Genomic DNA, 16,977 nt, shown 5'->3' on the forward strand with positions numbered 1-16,977 from the left:
GCCGACGCGAAGTCAGTGACGTCGGGCGACCTTCTCGCGGCGCTCGGCCGATGCCGGCATGCCGAATTCGTCGAGGGGCACGTTGTCGGGCTTCAGCGGCAGCCGCTCCCCCGTCGGGCACTCCACGACGGTGTTGAGCGTCGATCTCTCGATCCGGTGCTCGTCCATGACGTGTCCGCAGATGGGGCACTCGGCCTGCGCGGCCGGCCTGTCAGCGTCTCCGTAGGGAACCGGCGCGCTCTCCCCGAATGCCGGGGAGAGCTTGCTGTCGACCCACTCGAAGAAGTGCGCGAAGCCGTTCTCCTTGTTCTGAGCGTCATCCTTGACCATGGCCGCCATGGTACCCCCGGACAGGGGGTCCTCGACAGAGCTGACCGCGCGGTTCTCAGACCTCGCCGAAGCCCGATTCGATGAGGTCGGCGACCCCGTCGACCGCTGTCCGTCCGTCAGGCGTGTCCGGGGCCGCGATGGTCACCGCCGTGCCTCGGGTCAGGCCGAGCGCCATGATTCCGAGCAGGCTGCGAGCGTTGGTGCCGTTGACCGTCACCGGGGCGTCGAAGGTCGCGGCGAGCTTCACGAGGTCCGCGGCCGGCCGGGCGTGCAGGCCGTCCTTGTTGACCAACTCGAGGGTGCGGCTGTAGTCGCCGCCCTCCACGGTTGCTCCGGGCGCCGTCTCGGGAGTGCTCGGAGCGTCGGATGCCGCCCCCGTGTTCGCGGTCGCTGCAGCGTCGAGCACGGCGGCGAGGTCTCCCCCGGTCTGGGCGGCGACGGCGGCTGCGACGGCGCCCTCGACGACGGGCGCATCGGCGATGGCCACCCGTGACCGGATCTCGTCGTCCAGGAAGTCGAGTGCCGTCTCCGCAGTCAGGATGGCCGAACCCAGGTCGCAGAGGATCGCGACGCCGACGCCCGCATCCGCCCGGGTGATCGCCTCGGAGATCAGGTCGAAGCTGGTGCCGATACGACCGTCATCGGTTCCCCCGGCCGCCACGATCCGGGTGTCGGGTGCCATCTGCGTCGCCAGCTCGACGACGCCCTCGGCGATCTTCGCACTGTGCGAGACGATGACGAGTCCCACCCGGAGGTCCGACTCCCCCACGTCAGGCCACCTGGGCGGCGTCGGCTGCAGCACGCAGCAGGTAGGCGGTCGACTGTGCTCCGGGGTCCCTGTGACCGATGGCACGCTCGCCCAGGTAGCTCGCCCTGCCCTTGTGCGCCACGAGCGGCTCGGTGGCGGCAGCCCCGGAGGCGGCCGCGTCCGCTGCAGCCGACAGGATCTCGGCCTCGCTGGCGCCGGCCGCCTGCGCGGCCGCTGCGGCATCGACGGCCGGCGTCCACGCGTCGATCATGGTCTTGTCCCCCACCTCGGCCTTTCCGCGCAGGACTATGCCGTCGCGAGCCGCTGTGAGGAGGGCGACGACGGCCTCGCCGTCGAGCTCGGATGCCGAGCCGACGGCGACCGCTGCCTTGAGGTACGCCGTGCCGAAGAGCGGGCCCGCCGCTCCCCCGACCGTGGAGATCAGGGTCGTCGCCACGAGCTTGAGAGCATCGCCGGGCGTCGCATCGTCATCCAGGTCGTCCAGTTTCGGAACCACGGCCTGGAATCCGCGATCCATGTTCTCCCCGTGGTCGCCATCGCCGATGGCGCGGTCGAGCGTGATGAGCTCGACCCGCTTGTCGGCGATGACGGCGCCGGAGCGGCGGATCCAGTCGAGTGTCCAGCTGAGGCCCAGCGCCATTGCGTGTCTCCTATCGTCCCCAGCGCAGTGCAGCCGTCTGCACCGGGGCATCCCACAGTTCGGTCAGTTCATCGTCGAGCTTCAGCACCGACAGCGAGAAGCCCTGCATCTCGAGCGCCGTGGTGTAGTTGCCCACCAGCGATCGTGTCACCTCGATGCCCTGCGCGGCGAGGACCTCCGCCGCGTGGCGGTAGACGATGAAGAGTTCCACCAGCGGGGTCCCACCCATGCCGTTGACGAGGAGCAGCACCTTGTCGCCCGATGCGAACGGGATGTCGTCGACGATGGGGCCGAGGATGCGCTCGACGATGGCGTCGGCAGGCTCGAGCTTGATCCGCTCGCGCCCGGGCTCGCCGTGGATTCCGATGCCGATCTCGATCTCGTCCTCGTCGAGCGTGAAGCTGGGCTCACCGGCGTGCGGGACGATGCAGGGCGTCAGGGCGACTCCCATGGAACGCACCTGGGCGTTGACCTTCTCGGCGATGGCCGTGACGGCGTCGAGGTCGTCGCCGCGCTGCGCAGCGGCACCGGCGATCTTCTCGACGAGAACGGTGCCGGCGACGCCACGACGGCCCGCCGTGTAGAGCGAGTCCTTGACGGCCACGTCGTCGTTGGTGACCACCGCGCGGACCTCGATGCCCTCGGCCGCTGCGAGGTCGGCAGCGGTCTCGAAGTTGAGCACGTCGCCTGTGTAGTTCTTGACGATGTGCAGCACTCCGGCGCCGCCGTCGACGGCCTTGGTCGCAGCCAGGATGGGGTCGGGGGTGGGCGATGTGAAGACGGCACCGGGAACGGCGCCGTCGAGCATGCCGTAGCCGACGAATCCGGCGTGCAGCGGCTCGTGCCCGCTGCCGCCACCACTGATGATGGCGACCTTGCCGGCGACGGGAGCATCGGAGCGGACCACGTAGTTCGGGTCGTACTCGGCCCGGACGAGGTCGGCGTGAGCGGCGGCGAATCCGGCGATCGATTCGTTGACGACGTTCTTCGGATCATTGATGAGCTTCTTCACGAAATTCCTTCCGAGAGGGCGTCTGCCGCACTGCACGTTTGTGCGCATCGACACTGACGCACGGGTATCCCTTGCTCAACTTAGCCCGCAGGAGGCCGGGCGGGTAAGTGCCTGATGAACAAATGCGCGTACATCGTTCCCCCAGACGAGGTACAGCAATAAGGTGAGGACGAGCGCGCAACGATGCGTGCCTGATGAAGGAAGGTCACACGTGAATCTCGGGATCATATTTCTTTCTGAGCTCGTCGGTACGGCGATGCTGGTGCTACTCGGTTGCGGTGTCGTGGCGAACGTAGCGCTCGCCAAGACGAAGGGCTTCAACGGCGGCTTCCTGATGGTGAACATCGGCTGGGGCCTCGCGGTCTTCGCCGGTGTGATCGTCTCCTACGCCTCGGGTGCGCACCTCAACCCGGCCGTCACGCTCGGACTCGCCGCCAACTTCCTCGGCAAGGGTGAGACGGACTTCGTGCCCGGCATCCCGATCGACGGAGCATCGATCCTCACCTACATCGGTGCCCAGATGGTCGGAGCCTTCATCGGGGCCATCATCGTCTGGCTCGCCTACAAGCAGCACTTCGACGAGGAGCCGGAAGCCGGCAACAAGCTCGGCGTCTTCTCCACCGGTCCCGCCATCCGCTCCTACGGCTGGAACCTCCTCACCGAGATCGTCGGCACCTTCGTGCTGGTGTTCGTCATCCTCGGCTTCAGCTACGGCGGAACCCCGGCTGAACTCGGTGCCATCCCCGTCGCCTTCCTGGTGATCGCGATCGGTGCCTCCCTCGGTGGTCCGACCGGCTACGCCATCAACCCGGCCCGTGACCTCGGCCCGCGCATCGCGCACTTCCTGCTGCCGATCAAGGGCAAGGGACCGAGCGACTGGTCCTACTCCTGGGTTCCGGTGGTGGGTCCCATCATCGGCGGCCTGCTCGCCGGTTGGGCCGCACTGGTCCTCCTCCCGGTCCTCAGCTGACCTTCCGCGCACTGGCGAGGCCGACCACCACGGTCGGTCCTCGCCAGTGTGCCGGGCAGCCACTCCAATGAAGCAGAACAGAACGAAAGAGGTACACCATGGCTGACTACGTCCTCGCCATCGACCAGGGAACCACGAGTTCCCGCGCCATCGTCTTCGACAAGTCGGGCTCCATCGTCTCCACCGGACAGCTGGAGCACGAGCAGATCTTCCCGAAGGCCGGATGGGTCGAGCACGACCCCAAGGAGATCTGGAACAACGTCAGGGAGGTCATCGGCAAGGCGCTCAGCACGCCGAACCTGACCCGGCACGACATCGCCGCCATCGGCATCACGAACCAGCGCGAGACCGCCGTGGTCTGGGACAAGAACACCGGTGAGCCGATCTACAACGCCATCGTCTGGCAGGACACGCGCACGCAGTCGATCGTCGACAGACTCGCCAAGGACGGCGGAGTCGAACGGTTCAAGCAGCAGGTCGGCCTGCCCCTCGCGACGTACTTCTCCGGCACCAAGATCGTCTGGATCCTCGAGAACGTCGAGGGCGCACGCGAGAAGGCCGAGGCCGGCGATCTGCTGTTCGGCACCACCGACTGCTGGGTTCTCTGGAACCTGACCGGTGGAGTCAACGGCGGAGTGCACGCCACCGACGTGACGAACGCCAGCCGCACCCTGTTCATGGACCTCGAGACGCTGGACTGGGACGAGGACATCCTCAAGGCCTTCGACGTACCGAAGTCGATGCTGCCGAAGATCCTGCCCTCCTCCGGAGTGTTCGGTGAGGCCGACTCGCAGAGCCTCCTGCGCGAGACGCCGATCGCCGGCATACTCGGCGACCAGCAGGCCGCGACGTTCGGCCAGGCGGCGTTCGACACCGGCGAGTCCAAGAACACCTACGGAACCGGCAACTTCCTCATATTCAACACGGGTGAGGAGATCGTGCACTCGAAGAACGGCCTGCTCACGACCCTCGGCTACCAGATCGGCGACAACAAGCCGCACTACGCCCTCGAGGGATCGATCGCCGTGACGGGATCGCTGGTGCAGTGGCTCCGCGACAACCTCGGGCTCATCTCGAGCGCTCCGGAGATCGAGGACCTGGCGAAGACCGTCGACGACAACGGCGGTGCCTACTTCGTCCCGGCATTCTCCGGACTGTTCGCTCCGTACTGGCGGTCCGATGCACGTGGAGCCCTCGTCGGCCTCACGCGCTACGTCAACAAGGGCCACATCGCCCGTGCCGTGCTCGAGGCGACGGCCTTCCAGACCCGCGAGGTGCTGGAGGCCGTGAACGCGGATGCCGGCGTCGACCTGGTCGAGCTCAAGGTGGACGGCGGCATGATCGCCAACAACACCCTGATGCAGTTCCAGGCCGACATCCTCGGTGTGCCCGTCGTGCGACCCGTCGTCGCGGAGACCACTGCACTCGGCGCGGCCTACGCCGCCGGTCTGGCGGTCGGCTTCTGGAGCGACCTCGACGACCTGCGCAAGAACTGGCAGGAGGACAGCCGCTGGGAGCCGAAGATGGATGCCGCCGAGCGCGACCGCCAGATCCGTCTGTGGAAGAAGGCCGTCACGAAGACCTTCGACTGGGTCGACGAGGACGTCGAGCAGGGCTAGCCCTCAGCACAGAGGTCGATCGAGGCGTTCCGTCAACTACGACGGGACGCCTCGATCCATTCCTCCAGCTTCGCGGCGGCGGCGCCGCTGTCGATCGTCTCGGCGGCGACGGTCATCTTGGCCGCGAACCGCTCCAGGATGCTGGTCTGCACGAGCGCTGCGTTGTTCGCGAGGTCGTAGGCGACCAACCCGGCCGCGGCGTTGAGGAGCACGATGTCGCGGACTGCGCCGGTCTCCCCCGCGAACAGCGAACGGACGACGGCGGCGTTGTGGGCGGCATCCCCACCCACCAGATCGGCCATCTTCGCGCGCGGCAGCCCCAGGTCGCGCGGGTCGATGTCATGCTCCGTCACCAGGCCGCGCGACACCTCCCAGACGTGGCTGTGGCCCGTCGTCGTCAGTTCGTCGAGCCCGTCATCTCCGCGGAACACCAGCGCCGTCGCTCCGCGGGTCTGGTAGACGCCGACGAAGAGCGGAACACGCTCGAGGCTGGCGACGCCGACGGCATTGGCCTCGGCCCGGGCCGGGTTGCAGAGCGGGCCGAGGTAGTTGAAGACGGTCGGGATGCCGAGTCCGGCCCGCACGGGGCCTGCATGCCGGAAGCCGGGGTGGAACGCCGAGGCGAATGCGAAGGTGATGCCGGTCTCGGCCAGGATCGCCGCCACCCGCTCGGCGGGAAGGGTGAGGTCGAGTCCGAGGGCCGCCAGCACGTCGGACGATCCCGAGGCGCTGCTCGCCGCACGGTTGCCGTGCTTGACGACCGGAACTCCGGATGCCGCGGCGATGATGGCCGACATGGTCGACACGTTCACTGTGCCGAACCTGTCTCCACCGGTCCCCACGATGTCGAGGGCCATCGACGGCACGGGCAGGGGCACGGCGTTGTCGAGGATCGCATCCCGGAATCCGACGATCTCATCGACGGTCTCGCCCTTGGCCGCGAGGGCCACGAGGAAGCCCGCGATCTGAGCATCCGTCGCCTCTCCGGTCATGATCTCCTGCATGCACCACGAGGCATCGGAGACGCTCAGGTCCTCTCCGCGTAGGAGGGACGCGAGAACGTTCGGCCACGTCTGAATTTCGAGCATGGAATCCACCCTATGGCTCCCAGCCATTCACCGCGGATTCTCAGGACTTCCACGGGTTTCTTAGGCTGTCCTAACCTTGATTTCCACGCGACTGACCCGCTCGAATGGGCAAAACGGGCTCCGGATTCGGCCATAATGGAAAGCGTGACGAGCACAGTTCTAACTCCGCGGGCAACCACGCCAGCCATCAACCGGCCGAACTCCGTAGCGGTCGGCACGATCGTCTGGCTCGGAAGCGAAGTCATGTTCTTCGCCGGCCTGTTCGCGATCTACTTCACGTTGCGGTCGACCAGCCCCGATCTGTGGGCGGCCCAGACCGAGAAGCTCAACGTTCCGTTCGCGACGATCAACACGATCATCCTGGTCATCTCCAGTTTCTGGTGCCAGTTCGGAGTCTTCGCCGCCGAGCGGATGCAGCCCCGACGCACCGGCTGGAAGCCGACGCAGTGGGGCATGGTCGAGTGGTTCTTCCTCACCTATGCGTTCGGCGCCATCTTCGTCGCCGGCCAGGTCTGGGAGTACGCCACCCTGGTGAGCGAGCACGTGACGCTGTCCTCCGACGCCTACGGCTCGGCGTTCTACCTCACGACGGGCTTCCACGCCCTGCACGTCACCGGCGGGCTCATCGCCTTCCTCCTCGTCATCGGCCGCGTCTTCGCGGTCAAGAACTTCGGACACAAGGAGGCCACCAGCGCCATCGTCGTGTCCTACTACTGGCACTTCGTCGACGTCGTCTGGATCGGGCTCTTCCTGGTCATCTACGTTCTCAAATAGGAATCAGGAGCGAACACCGTCCCCATGCGAGAGAACAAGAAATCCGCAGGCGCCAGCCGCCGAAAGACCGGCAGGCGCCATCCGCTCGCCACAGTCGCCCTGATCGCGATCGGCCTCGGCGTCACCGGCGGCGCCTACGCCGTGGTGAACACGAGCACGGCATCGGCTGAGACCCAGATCGCCGCCCAGTCGACGATCGACGAGGGCGAGAAGCTCTTCCAGGCCAACTGCGCCACCTGTCACGGCATGAGTGCCGCCGGCACCGACAGTGCTCCGAGCCTCATCGGCGTCGGTGCGGCCGCCGTCGACTTCCAGGTCGGTACCGGACGCATGCCCATGCAGATGAACGGCCCGCAGGCTGAAGAGAAGCCCGTGCAGTTCACCCCCGAGCAGACCCGAGCCCTCGCCGACTACGTCGCGTCGCTCGGCCCAGGCCCGTCGATCCCCGAGGACCACCTGACCAACGGCGGCGGAGACGCGGCCAACGGTGCCGAGCTGTTCCGCATCAACTGCGCGATGTGCCACAACGTGGCCGGCGCTGGTGGAGCACTCACGGAGGGCAAGTTCGCACCAGCCCTCGACACCGTCACCGGCGTGCACATTTACGAGGCCATGGTCACCGGCCCCCAGAACATGCCTGTCTTCAACGACCTGAACATCTCGCCTGAAGACAAGCGCGACATCATCACCTACCTCCAGTACGTGCAGGACAACCGCTCACCCGGCGGTTTCGAACTCGGTTCTCTCGGCCCCGTCGCCGAGGGACTCTTCATCTGGATCTTCGGTCTCGGCGCCATCGTCGCACTGACCGTGTGGATCACGGCGAAGTCGAACTGACCGCAAGCACGGCAATGACCCAGCGCGAAAAGGAGAACCATGGCACAGGACGATAACGACGGTAAGGATCTCGCCGTCGCCGATTCGTCGGTCGCCGACCATCACGACGAGGCGCACCCCGGCACAGCCGTGGTCTCGCGTGACGCCTTCACCGACCCCGGACTCGTCCCGCACCGCAAGCGTGTGACGGACCTGGATCCGAAGAAGGAGAAGCACGCCGAGCGCACTGTCTACACCCTCTTCTACCTCTCGATCGTCGGCAGCGTCTGGGCCATCGCGGCCTACATGCTGTTCCCGATCGAGTCGAACAACGTCGGTGACGTGCGTCTCAACACTCTGTTCATCGGAGTCGGACTGACCCTGGCCCTGCTCGCCATCGGCTTCGGTGCCGTGCACTGGGGCAAGGCGCTCATGGTCGACGACGAGGGTGTCGACATCCGTCACCTCACCCGCGGCAGCGACGAGACCCGGGCCGCCGCCGTCGAGATCTTCGACGTCGCGAACAAGGAGTCCGGCTTCGGACGCCGCACCCTCATCCGCAACACGCTGATCGGCGCTCTCATCGCGTTCCCGCTGCCTGCAGTCGTGCTCTTCCGCGGCCTGGCGCCGCAGGACGAGAACCCCGTCGAGCTGCTCTCCCACACGATGTGGAAGAAGGGCACGCGTCTCGCGCTCGACCCGAGCGGTGTCGCCATCAAGGCCACCGACGTCACGCTGGGCAGCGCGTTCCACGTGATCCCCGAAGACCTGAACGACCTCGAGCACGGCAAGCTGGAGGAGAAGGCCAAGGCGGCCGTGCTCCTCATGCGCCTCCGTCCCGAGGACCTCAACGAGCTCCCCGAGCGGGCGGACTGGTCGTACGACGGCATCGTCGCGTACTCCAAGATCTGCACGCACGTCGGATGCCCCGTCGCCCTGTACGAGCAGCAGACGCACCACCTCCTCTGCCCGTGCCACCAGTCGCAGTTCGACGTGTCGAACCACTGCGAGGTCATCTTCGGGCCGGCCAAGCGGCCGCTCCCCCAGCTGCCCATCGCCGTGGACTCCGAGGGCTACCTCGTCGCGCAGAGCGACTTCCTTGAACCAGTCGGACCGAGCTTCTGGGAGCGTTCGTGAGTACCGCCACTACACCTGAGGCACCCCCGACGACGTCGACCGCCGTCGAGAAGAAAGGCGGCTTCACAGCCGCCGCCGCCAACTACATCGACGAGCGCACCAGCGTCTCGACGATGGTCAAGGAACTCGGCCGGAAGATCTTCCCCGACCACTGGTCCTTCCTCCTCGGCGAGGTCGCTCTCTACAGCTTCGTCGTCATCCTCATCTCCGGATCGTTCCTGACCTTCTTCTTCCAGGCTGCGATGACTCCGGTCATCTACGACGGTTCGTACGTGCCGCTCAAGGGCGTCGAGATGTCAACGGCCATGTCGTCGACGCTCGACATCTCCTTCGACATCCGCGGCGGCCTCCTGATGCGTCAGGTGCACCACTGGGCGGCCCTGCTGTTCGTGGCATCCATCGGCCTGCACATGATGCGCATCTTCTTCACGGGTGCGTTCCGCAAGCCGCGCGAGCTCAACTGGGTCATCGGCTTCGTGCTGTTCATCCTGGCCATGGCCGAGGGCTTCACCGGATACTCGCTTCCCGACGACCTGCTCTCGGGCAACGGCCTCCGCATCATCGACGGCATGGTCAAGGGCATTCCCATCGTCGGTACCTGGATCTCCTTCCTGGTGTTCGGCGGCGAGTTCCCTGGTGAGCTGATCGTCGGCCGCCTCTACACCCTGCACATCCTGCTGCTGCCGGCGATCGTCGTCGCGCTCATCGCGCTGCACCTGCTGTTCCTGGTCGTGCACAAGCACACCCAGTACCCCGGCCCCGGTCGCACCAACATGAACGCCGTCGGCCAGCCCGTGCTCCCGGTGTACGCCGCGAAGGCCGGTGGATTCTTCTTCATCGTCTTCGGCATCATCATGCTGATCGCGTCGTTCTTCACGATCAACCCGATCTGGAACTACGGACCCTACGACCCCTCCCCGGTGTCTGCGGGTACCCAGCCCGACTGGTACATCGGTTTCGCCGATGGAGCCCTGCGCCTCGTTCCGCCGGGACTCGAGTTCGTGTGGCTCGACCGCACCTGGTCGTTCAACATCCTGATCCCCTTGGCGGCACTGGGCCTGTTCATCGTGCTCGCGATGATCTACCCGTTCATCGAGGCCTGGGTGACCGGCGACAAGCGCGAGCACCACGTGCTCGACCGCCCGCGCAACGTGCCCACCCGCACTGCCATCGGCGCAGCCGGTGTCACGTTCTACGCCGGCCTCTGGGCGGCGGCGAGCTCGGACATCATCGCCACCCACTTCAAGCTGACCATGGAGGGTGTCATCCACACCCTGCAGTTCGTGGTCATCGTCGGGCCGTTCATCGCGTACTTCGTCACGAAGCGCGTCTGCCTGGCCCTGCAGAAGAAGGACCGCGAGCTCGTGCTGCACGGCTACGAGACCGGCCGCATCGTGAAGCTGCCCGGCGGCGAGTTCATCGAGGTGCACGAGCCGCTCACGGACTACGAGCGCTGGCGCCTGGTGAGCTACACGGACTACGCGCCGCTCATGATCCGTCCGAACTCGCAGGGCCGGATCACCGTGGGCCAGCGTCTCCGCGCAGGCTTCTCTCGCTGGTTCTTCGAGGACCGCATCACACCGGTCACCCAGACCGAGCTCGAGGCGGCGCACGGCCACCACGACACCCACCACGAGCTGGACGAGAAGGGCGCTCACTAGAGCGTTCCGCCCAAGGCTGGGAGGCGCCGATGACTGTGATGTCATCGGCGCCTCGCCATTTCCCGGAGCAGGCATGAGTATCGCCGATCTCGCTGACTGGCTGCGTTGCCCGCACTGCGGAGCCTCGTTGACGGATGCAGCACAGCTGACGCTGCGCTGTGCGACGGGCCACGCGTTCGACGTGAACAAGCGCGGCTACGTCAACCTCGTGGCGGCGAACGATCGCATGACCGGGGACGACGCGGCCATGCTCGATGCGCGGGACACCTTCCTCGGAGCCGGCCATTTCGAGCCGATCCGCGACGCTCTCGCCGCAGCTGTTCCTGCTGCGGCCGAGCGCATCGTCGACGCCGGGTGCGGAACGGGCTACTACCTCGCCGGCGTGCTCGCGTCAGCCGGAGGCGGCACGAAGGCTCTGGCCTTCGACCTCTCCCCCGAAGCCGTTCGGCGCACCGTGCGCGCGACGGGCGCCTCCGGTCTCGTCGCCGACACCTGGCGCCCACTCCCCCTCCGTGACGGTTGTGCCGACGCCCTGCTCACTGTCTTCGCACCGCGCAACCTCCCGGAGTTCCACCGCATCCTCGACGCCGATGGCCGGCTGATCGTCGTCGTGCCCTCGGGAACGCATCTGCACGAGTTGCGCGCGGATGGACGTGCCCTGGCCGTCCCGGCGGATAAGGCCGAGCGCCTGCAGGAGGAGGCCGCTCCGCTCTTCGACCTGATCGGCGTCGAACGGGTCGCCTACACCATGGGCCTCGACGGCTCGGCGATCGAGCAGCTCCTCGGTATGGGCCCGGCCGCGCATCACCGAGAGGTCGGGGTCGCCGGGCGGGACGAGCGAGTCACGGCATCCGTCGACATCGTGCGTCTCAGACGCCGCGTCGCCTGAGCCCTCGGGCGACCTCCAAGCGTGCCTGGCGCGCACATGCCGCGGGAACGACGAAGCGCCCGCCACCGGGAGGGTGACGGGCGCTTCGACGATGGAGATCAGCGGGCGAAGAGTCCGCGGTAGTACTCGTAGACCCAGCCGACCAGGCTGATGAGCACCAGTCCGATCGCGCAGTACGTCAGCCAGAAGCCGACGGCGAGACCGAGGAAGCAGATCGCGACGGAGGCTCCGAGAAGGAGCGGCCACCAGCTCCATGGGCTGAAGAAGCCGAGCTCGGCGTCTCCGTCATCGATGTTGGCGTCGAGACGATCCTCGGGCAGTTCGCCGCCCTGGGCGCCATGCACCCGTCCGATGTAGAAGCCGATGAAAGCTGCGAGTACGGCACAGAGCGTCATGGCGACGGTTCCGACCCACTCGACCCGCTGGTGCATCGGGTCGAGCAGCGACCAGATCGTGTACCCGATCGCCGACAGCAGGAAGAAGACCGAGAGGATCCAGAACAGGTTGGTGTTGGCCTTCATCTACTTGACCTCGTCCTTCGCGGCGTCGTACGTGGGGGCGTCGGGGGCGTCCTTCGCCGGACCGATTCCGATCGGCAGGCCGGCCTCGGGGTGGTTGAGGTCGAACGCCGGACGCTCCGAGCGGATGCGCGGAATCGACGTGAAGTTGTGGCGCGGCGGCGGGCACGAAGTGGCCCACTCGAGCGACCCGCCGTAACCCCACGGGTCATTCACAGTCACCTTCGGCGACTTGCGTGCCGTGACGTAGACGTTGAGGAAGAACGGGATCATCGAGATGGCCAGGATGCCGGCACCGATCGACGACACCTGGTTCATCCAGGTGAAGCCGTCGTCGGGCAGGTACGACGCATAGCGACGAGGCATGCCGATGACGCCCAACCAGTGCTGGATGAGGAACGTGGTGTGGAAGCCGATGAACAGCAGCCAGAAGTGGATCTTGCCGAGACGCTCGTTGAGCATCTTGCCGGTCCATTTCGGCCACCAGAAGTAGAACCCGGCGAACATGGCGAACACGACGGTGCCGAAGACGACGTAGTGGAAGTGCGCGACCACGAAGTAGGTGTCGGACACGTGGAAGTCGAGCGGCGGGCTGGCGAGGATGACACCCGTGAGGCCACCGAAGACGAAGGTGATCAGGAAGCCGAGAGTCCAGAGCATGGGCGTCTCGAACGTCACCGAACCGCGCCACATCGTGCCGATCCAGTTGAAGATCTTCACACCCGTCGGAACGGCGATCAGCATCGTCATGAGCGCGAACCACGGCAGCAGCACCGAACCGGTGACGTACATGTGGTGGGCCCAGACCGTGACCGACAGCGCCGCGATGGCGATGGTCGCGTAGATCAGCGTCTTGTAGCCGAAGATCGGCTTGCGGCTGAACACCGGCAGGATCTCGGACACGATGCCGAAGAACGGCAGCGCGATGATGTAGACCTCGGGGTGCCCGAAGAACCAGAACAGGTGCTGCCACAGCATGACGCCGCCATTGGCCGCGTCGTAGATGTGGGCCCCGAAGATGCGGTCGGCACCGGCTGCGAGGATCGCGGCGGCCAGCACCGGGAAGGCCATCAGCACGAGCAGCGACGTCACGAGGATGTTCCAGGTGAAGATCGGCATGCGGAACATGGTCATGCCGGGGGCGCGCATGGTGATGACCGTGGTGATGAAGTTCACGCCACCGAGGATCGTTCCGAAACCGCTCATGCCGAGGCCGAGCATCCAGAGGTTGCCACCGAGACCGGGCGAGAACGTCGTCGACGCCAGTGGCTGATACGCGAACCACCCGAACGATGCAGCACCCTGCGGGGTGAGGAAGCCGCCGATGGCGATGAGGCTGCCGAAGAGGAACAGCCAGAAAGCGAAGGCGTTCAGTCGCGGGAAGGCGACGTCGGGGGCGCCGATCTGGAGCGGCATGATCACGTTGGCGAAGCCGGCGAAGAGCGGCGTCGCGAACATGAGCAGCATGATCGTGCCGTGCATCGTGAAGAGCTGGTTGTACTGCTCCTTCGTCTGCAGGATCTCCAGGCCCGGCTCGAAGAGCTGGGCGCGGATCACGAGTGCCATGACACCCGCGACGCAGAAGAACACGAACGAGGCGATCAGGTACATGTACCCGATGATCTTGTGGTCGGTGGAGGTGATCCACCTGACGAAGATGTTGCCCTTCTTCTCGACCTTCGGAGTTCCGAAGGTCCGAGCGGGCGCCGGTGCTGTTGCGGTGCTCAAGGCTACTCGCCCTCCTCGGTCACGGGCGCTTTCGTGCCCGGCAGGTTCGTGTTGCGGTCGTACTCGGCGCCGAGTTGGCCTTCGAAGCCGGCGTCGCGGAGGTCCTGGATGTGCGACTCGTACTCCGCTTCGGAGACGACCTTCACATTGAAGAGCATCGCCGAGTGGTACTCGCCGCAGAGTTCGGCGCACTTGCCCTTGTACGTTCCCTCGCGTTCGGGAGTGACGTACATGTAGTTGGTCTTACCCGGGTACATGTCCTTCTTGTACAGGAAGTCGATGACCCAGAAGCTGTGGATGACATCGCGGGCGTTGAGTGCGATCTCGACCTTCTTGCCGACGGGCAGGTACAGGGTCGGGAGTTCCGACTCCACGAGTGCGCCACTGCCGTCATCGGCGCTGTCCTCGTACTGGCCCTGGATGCCGGGCGAGTAGACGTCTTCGTTCACGTAGTTGAAGTCCCACGCCCACTGCTTGGCGACGACGTTGATCTTCACGTCGGGCTCCGCGTAGGGAGTCTCGATGGCGGTCTGGTCACGCGCTGTGAAGGCGAAGAAGCCGAGCACCAGGATGAGCGGGACGATCGTGTAGAAGATCTCGATCGGCATGTTGTAGCGCAGCTGCTCCGGGAGGCCGGTCTGGCCCTTGCGGCGGCGGTAGACGATGACGGCCCAGATGGTCAGGCCCCAGGTGATGACACCGACCACCAGCAGGACGATCCAGGATGTGACCCAGAGGCCGGACACCATGGAGGTGTTGTTAGTGACGGGGCTCTTGCCCTCCTCGAAACCGGGGAGGAAACCGTTCAGCTGAGCCTGGGTGCACCCGGCAAGAACTACGGCTAGCGTCGCTGCGATCGGAATAGCAGCCCATCGGAGACGGCGATTGTTGCGCACCGGTGACCTTTCGGGGGACTCGTGGACACTTCACAGGGAAGTGTGTTTGATCGTGTCCAGCCTACTCCGCACACTCGGCCCCGGTGTGCACCCGATGGGGTTTGTCGGCACGGATTCCGTCGTCTTCCCGCGAGATTCCGCCTTAAAAGCACTCGGGAGATCGTCCGCATGGACGATCTCCCGAGGCGGAGGGTTCGCTCTTCCTAGTGGAAGGAGTCTCCGCAGGCGCAGCTGCCCTGTGCGTTGGGGTTGTCGATGGTGAAGCCCTGCTTCTGGATGGTGTCCTCGAAGTCGATCGAGGCTCCATCGAGGTACGGAACGCTCATCTTGTCGACGATGACCTCGACGCCGTCGAAGTCCACCGTGGCGTCGCCGTCGAGCATCCGCTCGTCGAAGTAGAGCTGGTAGATGAGACCGGAGCATCCACCGGGCTGAACGGCGACACGCAGTCGCAGGTCGTCACGGCCCTCCTGGTTCAACAGGCTCTTCACCTTGCTGGCCGCGGCGTCGCTGAGGCCAACCCCGTGGGCCGCTGTGCTCGTCGTGATCGTGTCCGTCATGATGCTCCTTCGCGCGCGGGGCGCCTCAAGTTGTGAAGATCGTTCTCATAGTACTGCCGGATGCCGGGGATTCACTGAAGCCCTCCCCCGGACCGGGCTTCTACTTCGCGGTGCGGGAGTTCAGCCGATCGAGCAGCAGCGCCTCGCTCAGCACCGAGCGCTTGTAGACGCCGAGGTGCAGCGACTCGTTCGGGCTGTGGGCACGGGAGTCCGGGTCTTCGACGCCTGTCACGAGGATCTGCGCCTGCGGGAAGACGTGAACGAGGTCGGCGATGAACGGGATGGAACCGCCGATGCCCATGTCGACGGCCTCACGGCCCCAGGCGTCGGCCATGGCGGCCTTGGCCTCCGTGACGGCCCAGCCGCTGGTGTCGACGAGGAACGGGTCTCCGAGCTCGACCTTGTCGATGGCGACTTCGGCTCCGAACGGCGTGTTGCGTTCGATGTGCTCGGTCAGAACGGCGAGGGCGTCCGTCGCGGTCTGCCCGGGAGCGATACGGGCGCTGACGCGGACCGCGACCGACGGCAGGAGGGTGTTGGAGGCGTTTCCGACGCTCGGAGCATCGATGCCCGTCACGGTGATGGCCGGCTGGGTCCAGATGCGGCTGAGGAAGCTGCCGTGTCCGATGGGCGAGACGGCGTCGAGCAGACCGCTTTCAGCTCGCAGCTGCGACTCGGGGTACTCCGGGGTCTCGGCGTCGCGACCGGTGAGGCCGGAGACAGCCACCGAACCGTCCTCTCCATGGAGGGTCGCGAGCAGGCGCACCATCGCGAGCATCGCATCCGGAACCGCTCCCCCGAACATGCCGGAGTGCACGGCGTGCGACAGGGTACGTACGGTGAGGCGGAACGCGACGTTGCCGCGGAGCCCCACGGTGAGCGCCGGCGTCTCGAGGTCCCAGTTGCCGGAGTCGGCGACGACGATGACGTCTGCCGAGAGGGCATCGCGATTCTGCTCGAGGAAGTGCGCGAAGGACAGCGACCCGGCCTCCTCCTCCCCCTCGATGAAGATGGCGATGCCGAGATCGAAGTCGGTTCCGTGGGCCTCGACGAGGGCCCTGATGGAGGCGACGTGGGCCATCACGCCCGCCTTGTCATCAGCCGCACCGCGGCCGTAGAGGCGGTCGCCGCGCACCGTCGGCTCGTAGGGGGCGCTCTCCCACTCGGCGTCGTCACCGGGCGGCTGAACGTCGTGGTGCGCGTACAGCAGGATCGTCGGCGCGCCGTTGCGGGCGGGCCGGGCGGCGAGGACCGCCGGGTTTCCCATGGTCACGCCATCGGCGACCGGCGCCTGGGTGATCCGCACCTCGTCGAAAACTCCGAGGCCGCGGAACAACTCGGCGACGGCCTCGGCGCTGGTGTGGACGTGGGACTGGTCGAAGGCGGGCCAGGACACCGAGGGGATGCGCACGAGGTCGCAGAGGTCGGCAATCGTGCTCGGGAAGCCGGTCTCGATGGCTTCTCGCACGGCCCCCTGCCCTGTCGTCGTCGAATCGTGGTCGGCTGGGAATCGCTCATCCGTCATGTTGTCGATTTTAGGCGGCGACGGATGCACGCGCCGTGCGGCCCG

At 66.2% G+C, this 16,977-nt stretch carries 17 protein-coding genes; 7 read left to right on the plus strand and 10 right to left on the minus strand.

The window, feature by feature from the left end; translation table 11 throughout:
- Positions 1-12 precede the first annotated feature (12 nt).
- Genes ASF30_RS00185 through dhaK form a run of 4 tightly spaced genes read right to left on the minus strand, consistent with a single transcriptional unit; the run spans position 13 to position 2,751 of the window.
- Positions 13-330, minus strand: a complete 318-nt coding sequence (locus tag ASF30_RS00185) for a hypothetical protein (RefSeq protein ID WP_157496833.1) — start codon at positions 328-330, stop codon at positions 13-15.
- A 55-nt stretch (positions 331-385) separates the two neighbouring features.
- Positions 386-1,099 carry a dihydroxyacetone kinase phosphoryl donor subunit DhaM gene (gene dhaM, locus ASF30_RS00190; protein ID WP_055899849.1) on the minus strand — a complete coding sequence of 238 codons (714 nt, stop codon included), beginning with the start codon at positions 1,097-1,099 and terminating at the stop codon, positions 386-388.
- A gap of 1 nt (position 1,100) precedes the next feature.
- The gene (gene dhaL / locus ASF30_RS00195) at positions 1,101-1,739 is read right to left on the minus strand and encodes a dihydroxyacetone kinase subunit DhaL (RefSeq protein WP_055899852.1); all 639 of its coding nucleotides are present in this window, start codon (positions 1,737-1,739) and stop codon (positions 1,101-1,103) included.
- Between the two features lie 10 nt (positions 1,740-1,749).
- Positions 1,750-2,751, minus strand: coding sequence for a dihydroxyacetone kinase subunit DhaK (dhaK, locus tag ASF30_RS00200; RefSeq protein WP_055899855.1), 1,002 nt, complete (start codon positions 2,749-2,751; stop codon positions 1,750-1,752).
- A gap of 211 nt (positions 2,752-2,962) precedes the next feature.
- Here dhaK and ASF30_RS00205 point away from each other — a divergent pair, with 211 nt between their 5' ends.
- Together ASF30_RS00205 and glpK are read left to right on the plus strand one after the other, a co-directional pair.
- Positions 2,963-3,721 (plus strand): MIP/aquaporin family protein, encoded by a 759-nt coding sequence (locus tag ASF30_RS00205; protein ID WP_082467344.1) that lies wholly within the window; start codon positions 2,963-2,965, stop codon positions 3,719-3,721.
- A gap of 98 nt (positions 3,722-3,819) precedes the next feature.
- Positions 3,820-5,340, plus strand: a complete 1,521-nt coding sequence (gene glpK / locus ASF30_RS00210) for a glycerol kinase GlpK (protein ID WP_055899861.1) — start codon at positions 3,820-3,822, stop codon at positions 5,338-5,340.
- A gap of 32 nt (positions 5,341-5,372) precedes the next feature.
- Here the strand turns inward: glpK and trpD are convergent, their stop codons facing one another.
- Positions 5,373-6,428: an anthranilate phosphoribosyltransferase gene (gene trpD / locus ASF30_RS00215; RefSeq protein ID WP_055899864.1), complete on the minus strand. Its 1,056-nt coding sequence runs from the start codon at positions 6,426-6,428 to the stop codon at positions 5,373-5,375.
- A 135-nt stretch (positions 6,429-6,563) separates the two neighbouring features.
- Between trpD and ctaE the strand changes: the two genes are divergently transcribed.
- The 5 genes from ctaE (at position 6,564) to ASF30_RS00240 (ending at position 11,705) form a co-directional block, all read left to right on the plus strand.
- Positions 6,564-7,202 (plus strand): aa3-type cytochrome oxidase subunit III, encoded by a 639-nt coding sequence (gene ctaE / locus ASF30_RS00220; protein ID WP_055899867.1) that lies wholly within the window; start codon positions 6,564-6,566, stop codon positions 7,200-7,202.
- Between the two features lie 24 nt (positions 7,203-7,226).
- The gene (qcrC, locus tag ASF30_RS00225) at positions 7,227-8,039 is read left to right on the plus strand and encodes a cytochrome bc1 complex diheme cytochrome c subunit (protein WP_055899870.1); all 813 of its coding nucleotides are present in this window, start codon (positions 7,227-7,229) and stop codon (positions 8,037-8,039) included.
- A 39-nt stretch (positions 8,040-8,078) separates the two neighbouring features.
- Positions 8,079-9,155, plus strand: a complete 1,077-nt coding sequence (qcrA, locus tag ASF30_RS00230) for a cytochrome bc1 complex Rieske iron-sulfur subunit (RefSeq protein WP_055899873.1) — start codon at positions 8,079-8,081, stop codon at positions 9,153-9,155.
- The gene (gene qcrB, locus ASF30_RS00235; protein WP_055899876.1) at positions 9,152-10,816 is read left to right on the plus strand and encodes a cytochrome bc1 complex cytochrome b subunit; all 1,665 of its coding nucleotides are present in this window, start codon (positions 9,152-9,154) and stop codon (positions 10,814-10,816) included. Before qcrA ends, qcrB begins: the two co-directional genes overlap by 4 nt.
- Positions 10,817-10,889: 73 nt before the next feature.
- On the plus strand, positions 10,890-11,705 hold the full coding sequence (locus ASF30_RS00240) for a putative RNA methyltransferase (RefSeq protein ID WP_055899879.1): 816 nt from the start codon (positions 10,890-10,892) through the stop codon (positions 11,703-11,705).
- A 98-nt stretch (positions 11,706-11,803) separates the two neighbouring features.
- Here ASF30_RS00240 and ASF30_RS00245 read toward each other — a convergent pair whose 3' ends face one another.
- From ASF30_RS00245 to ASF30_RS00265, 5 genes are all read right to left on the minus strand, one after another.
- The gene (locus tag ASF30_RS00245) at positions 11,804-12,226 is read right to left on the minus strand and encodes a cytochrome c oxidase subunit 4 (RefSeq protein WP_055899882.1); all 423 of its coding nucleotides are present in this window, start codon (positions 12,224-12,226) and stop codon (positions 11,804-11,806) included.
- The gene (gene ctaD, locus ASF30_RS00250) at positions 12,227-13,951 is read right to left on the minus strand and encodes an aa3-type cytochrome oxidase subunit I (RefSeq protein WP_055899886.1); all 1,725 of its coding nucleotides are present in this window, start codon (positions 13,949-13,951) and stop codon (positions 12,227-12,229) included.
- 2 nt (positions 13,952-13,953) lie between these two features.
- Positions 13,954-14,847, minus strand: coding sequence for an aa3-type cytochrome oxidase subunit II (ctaC, locus tag ASF30_RS00255; RefSeq protein ID WP_055899889.1), 894 nt, complete (start codon positions 14,845-14,847; stop codon positions 13,954-13,956).
- Positions 14,848-15,050: 203 nt separating this feature from the next.
- Positions 15,051-15,407, minus strand: coding sequence for an iron-sulfur cluster insertion protein ErpA (gene erpA / locus ASF30_RS00260; RefSeq protein WP_055899892.1), 357 nt, complete (start codon positions 15,405-15,407; stop codon positions 15,051-15,053).
- Positions 15,408-15,507: 100 nt separating this feature from the next.
- Complete coding sequence (locus ASF30_RS00265; protein ID WP_055899895.1) at positions 15,508-16,932, minus strand: dipeptidase; 1,425 nt, start codon at positions 16,930-16,932, stop codon at positions 15,508-15,510.
- Positions 16,933-16,977 lie beyond the last annotated feature (45 nt).

The sequence above is a fragment of the Leifsonia sp. Leaf264 genome (assembly GCF_001422325.1).
In the GTDB taxonomy this organism is placed as follows: Bacteria; Actinomycetota; Actinomycetes; order Actinomycetales; family Microbacteriaceae; genus Orlajensenia.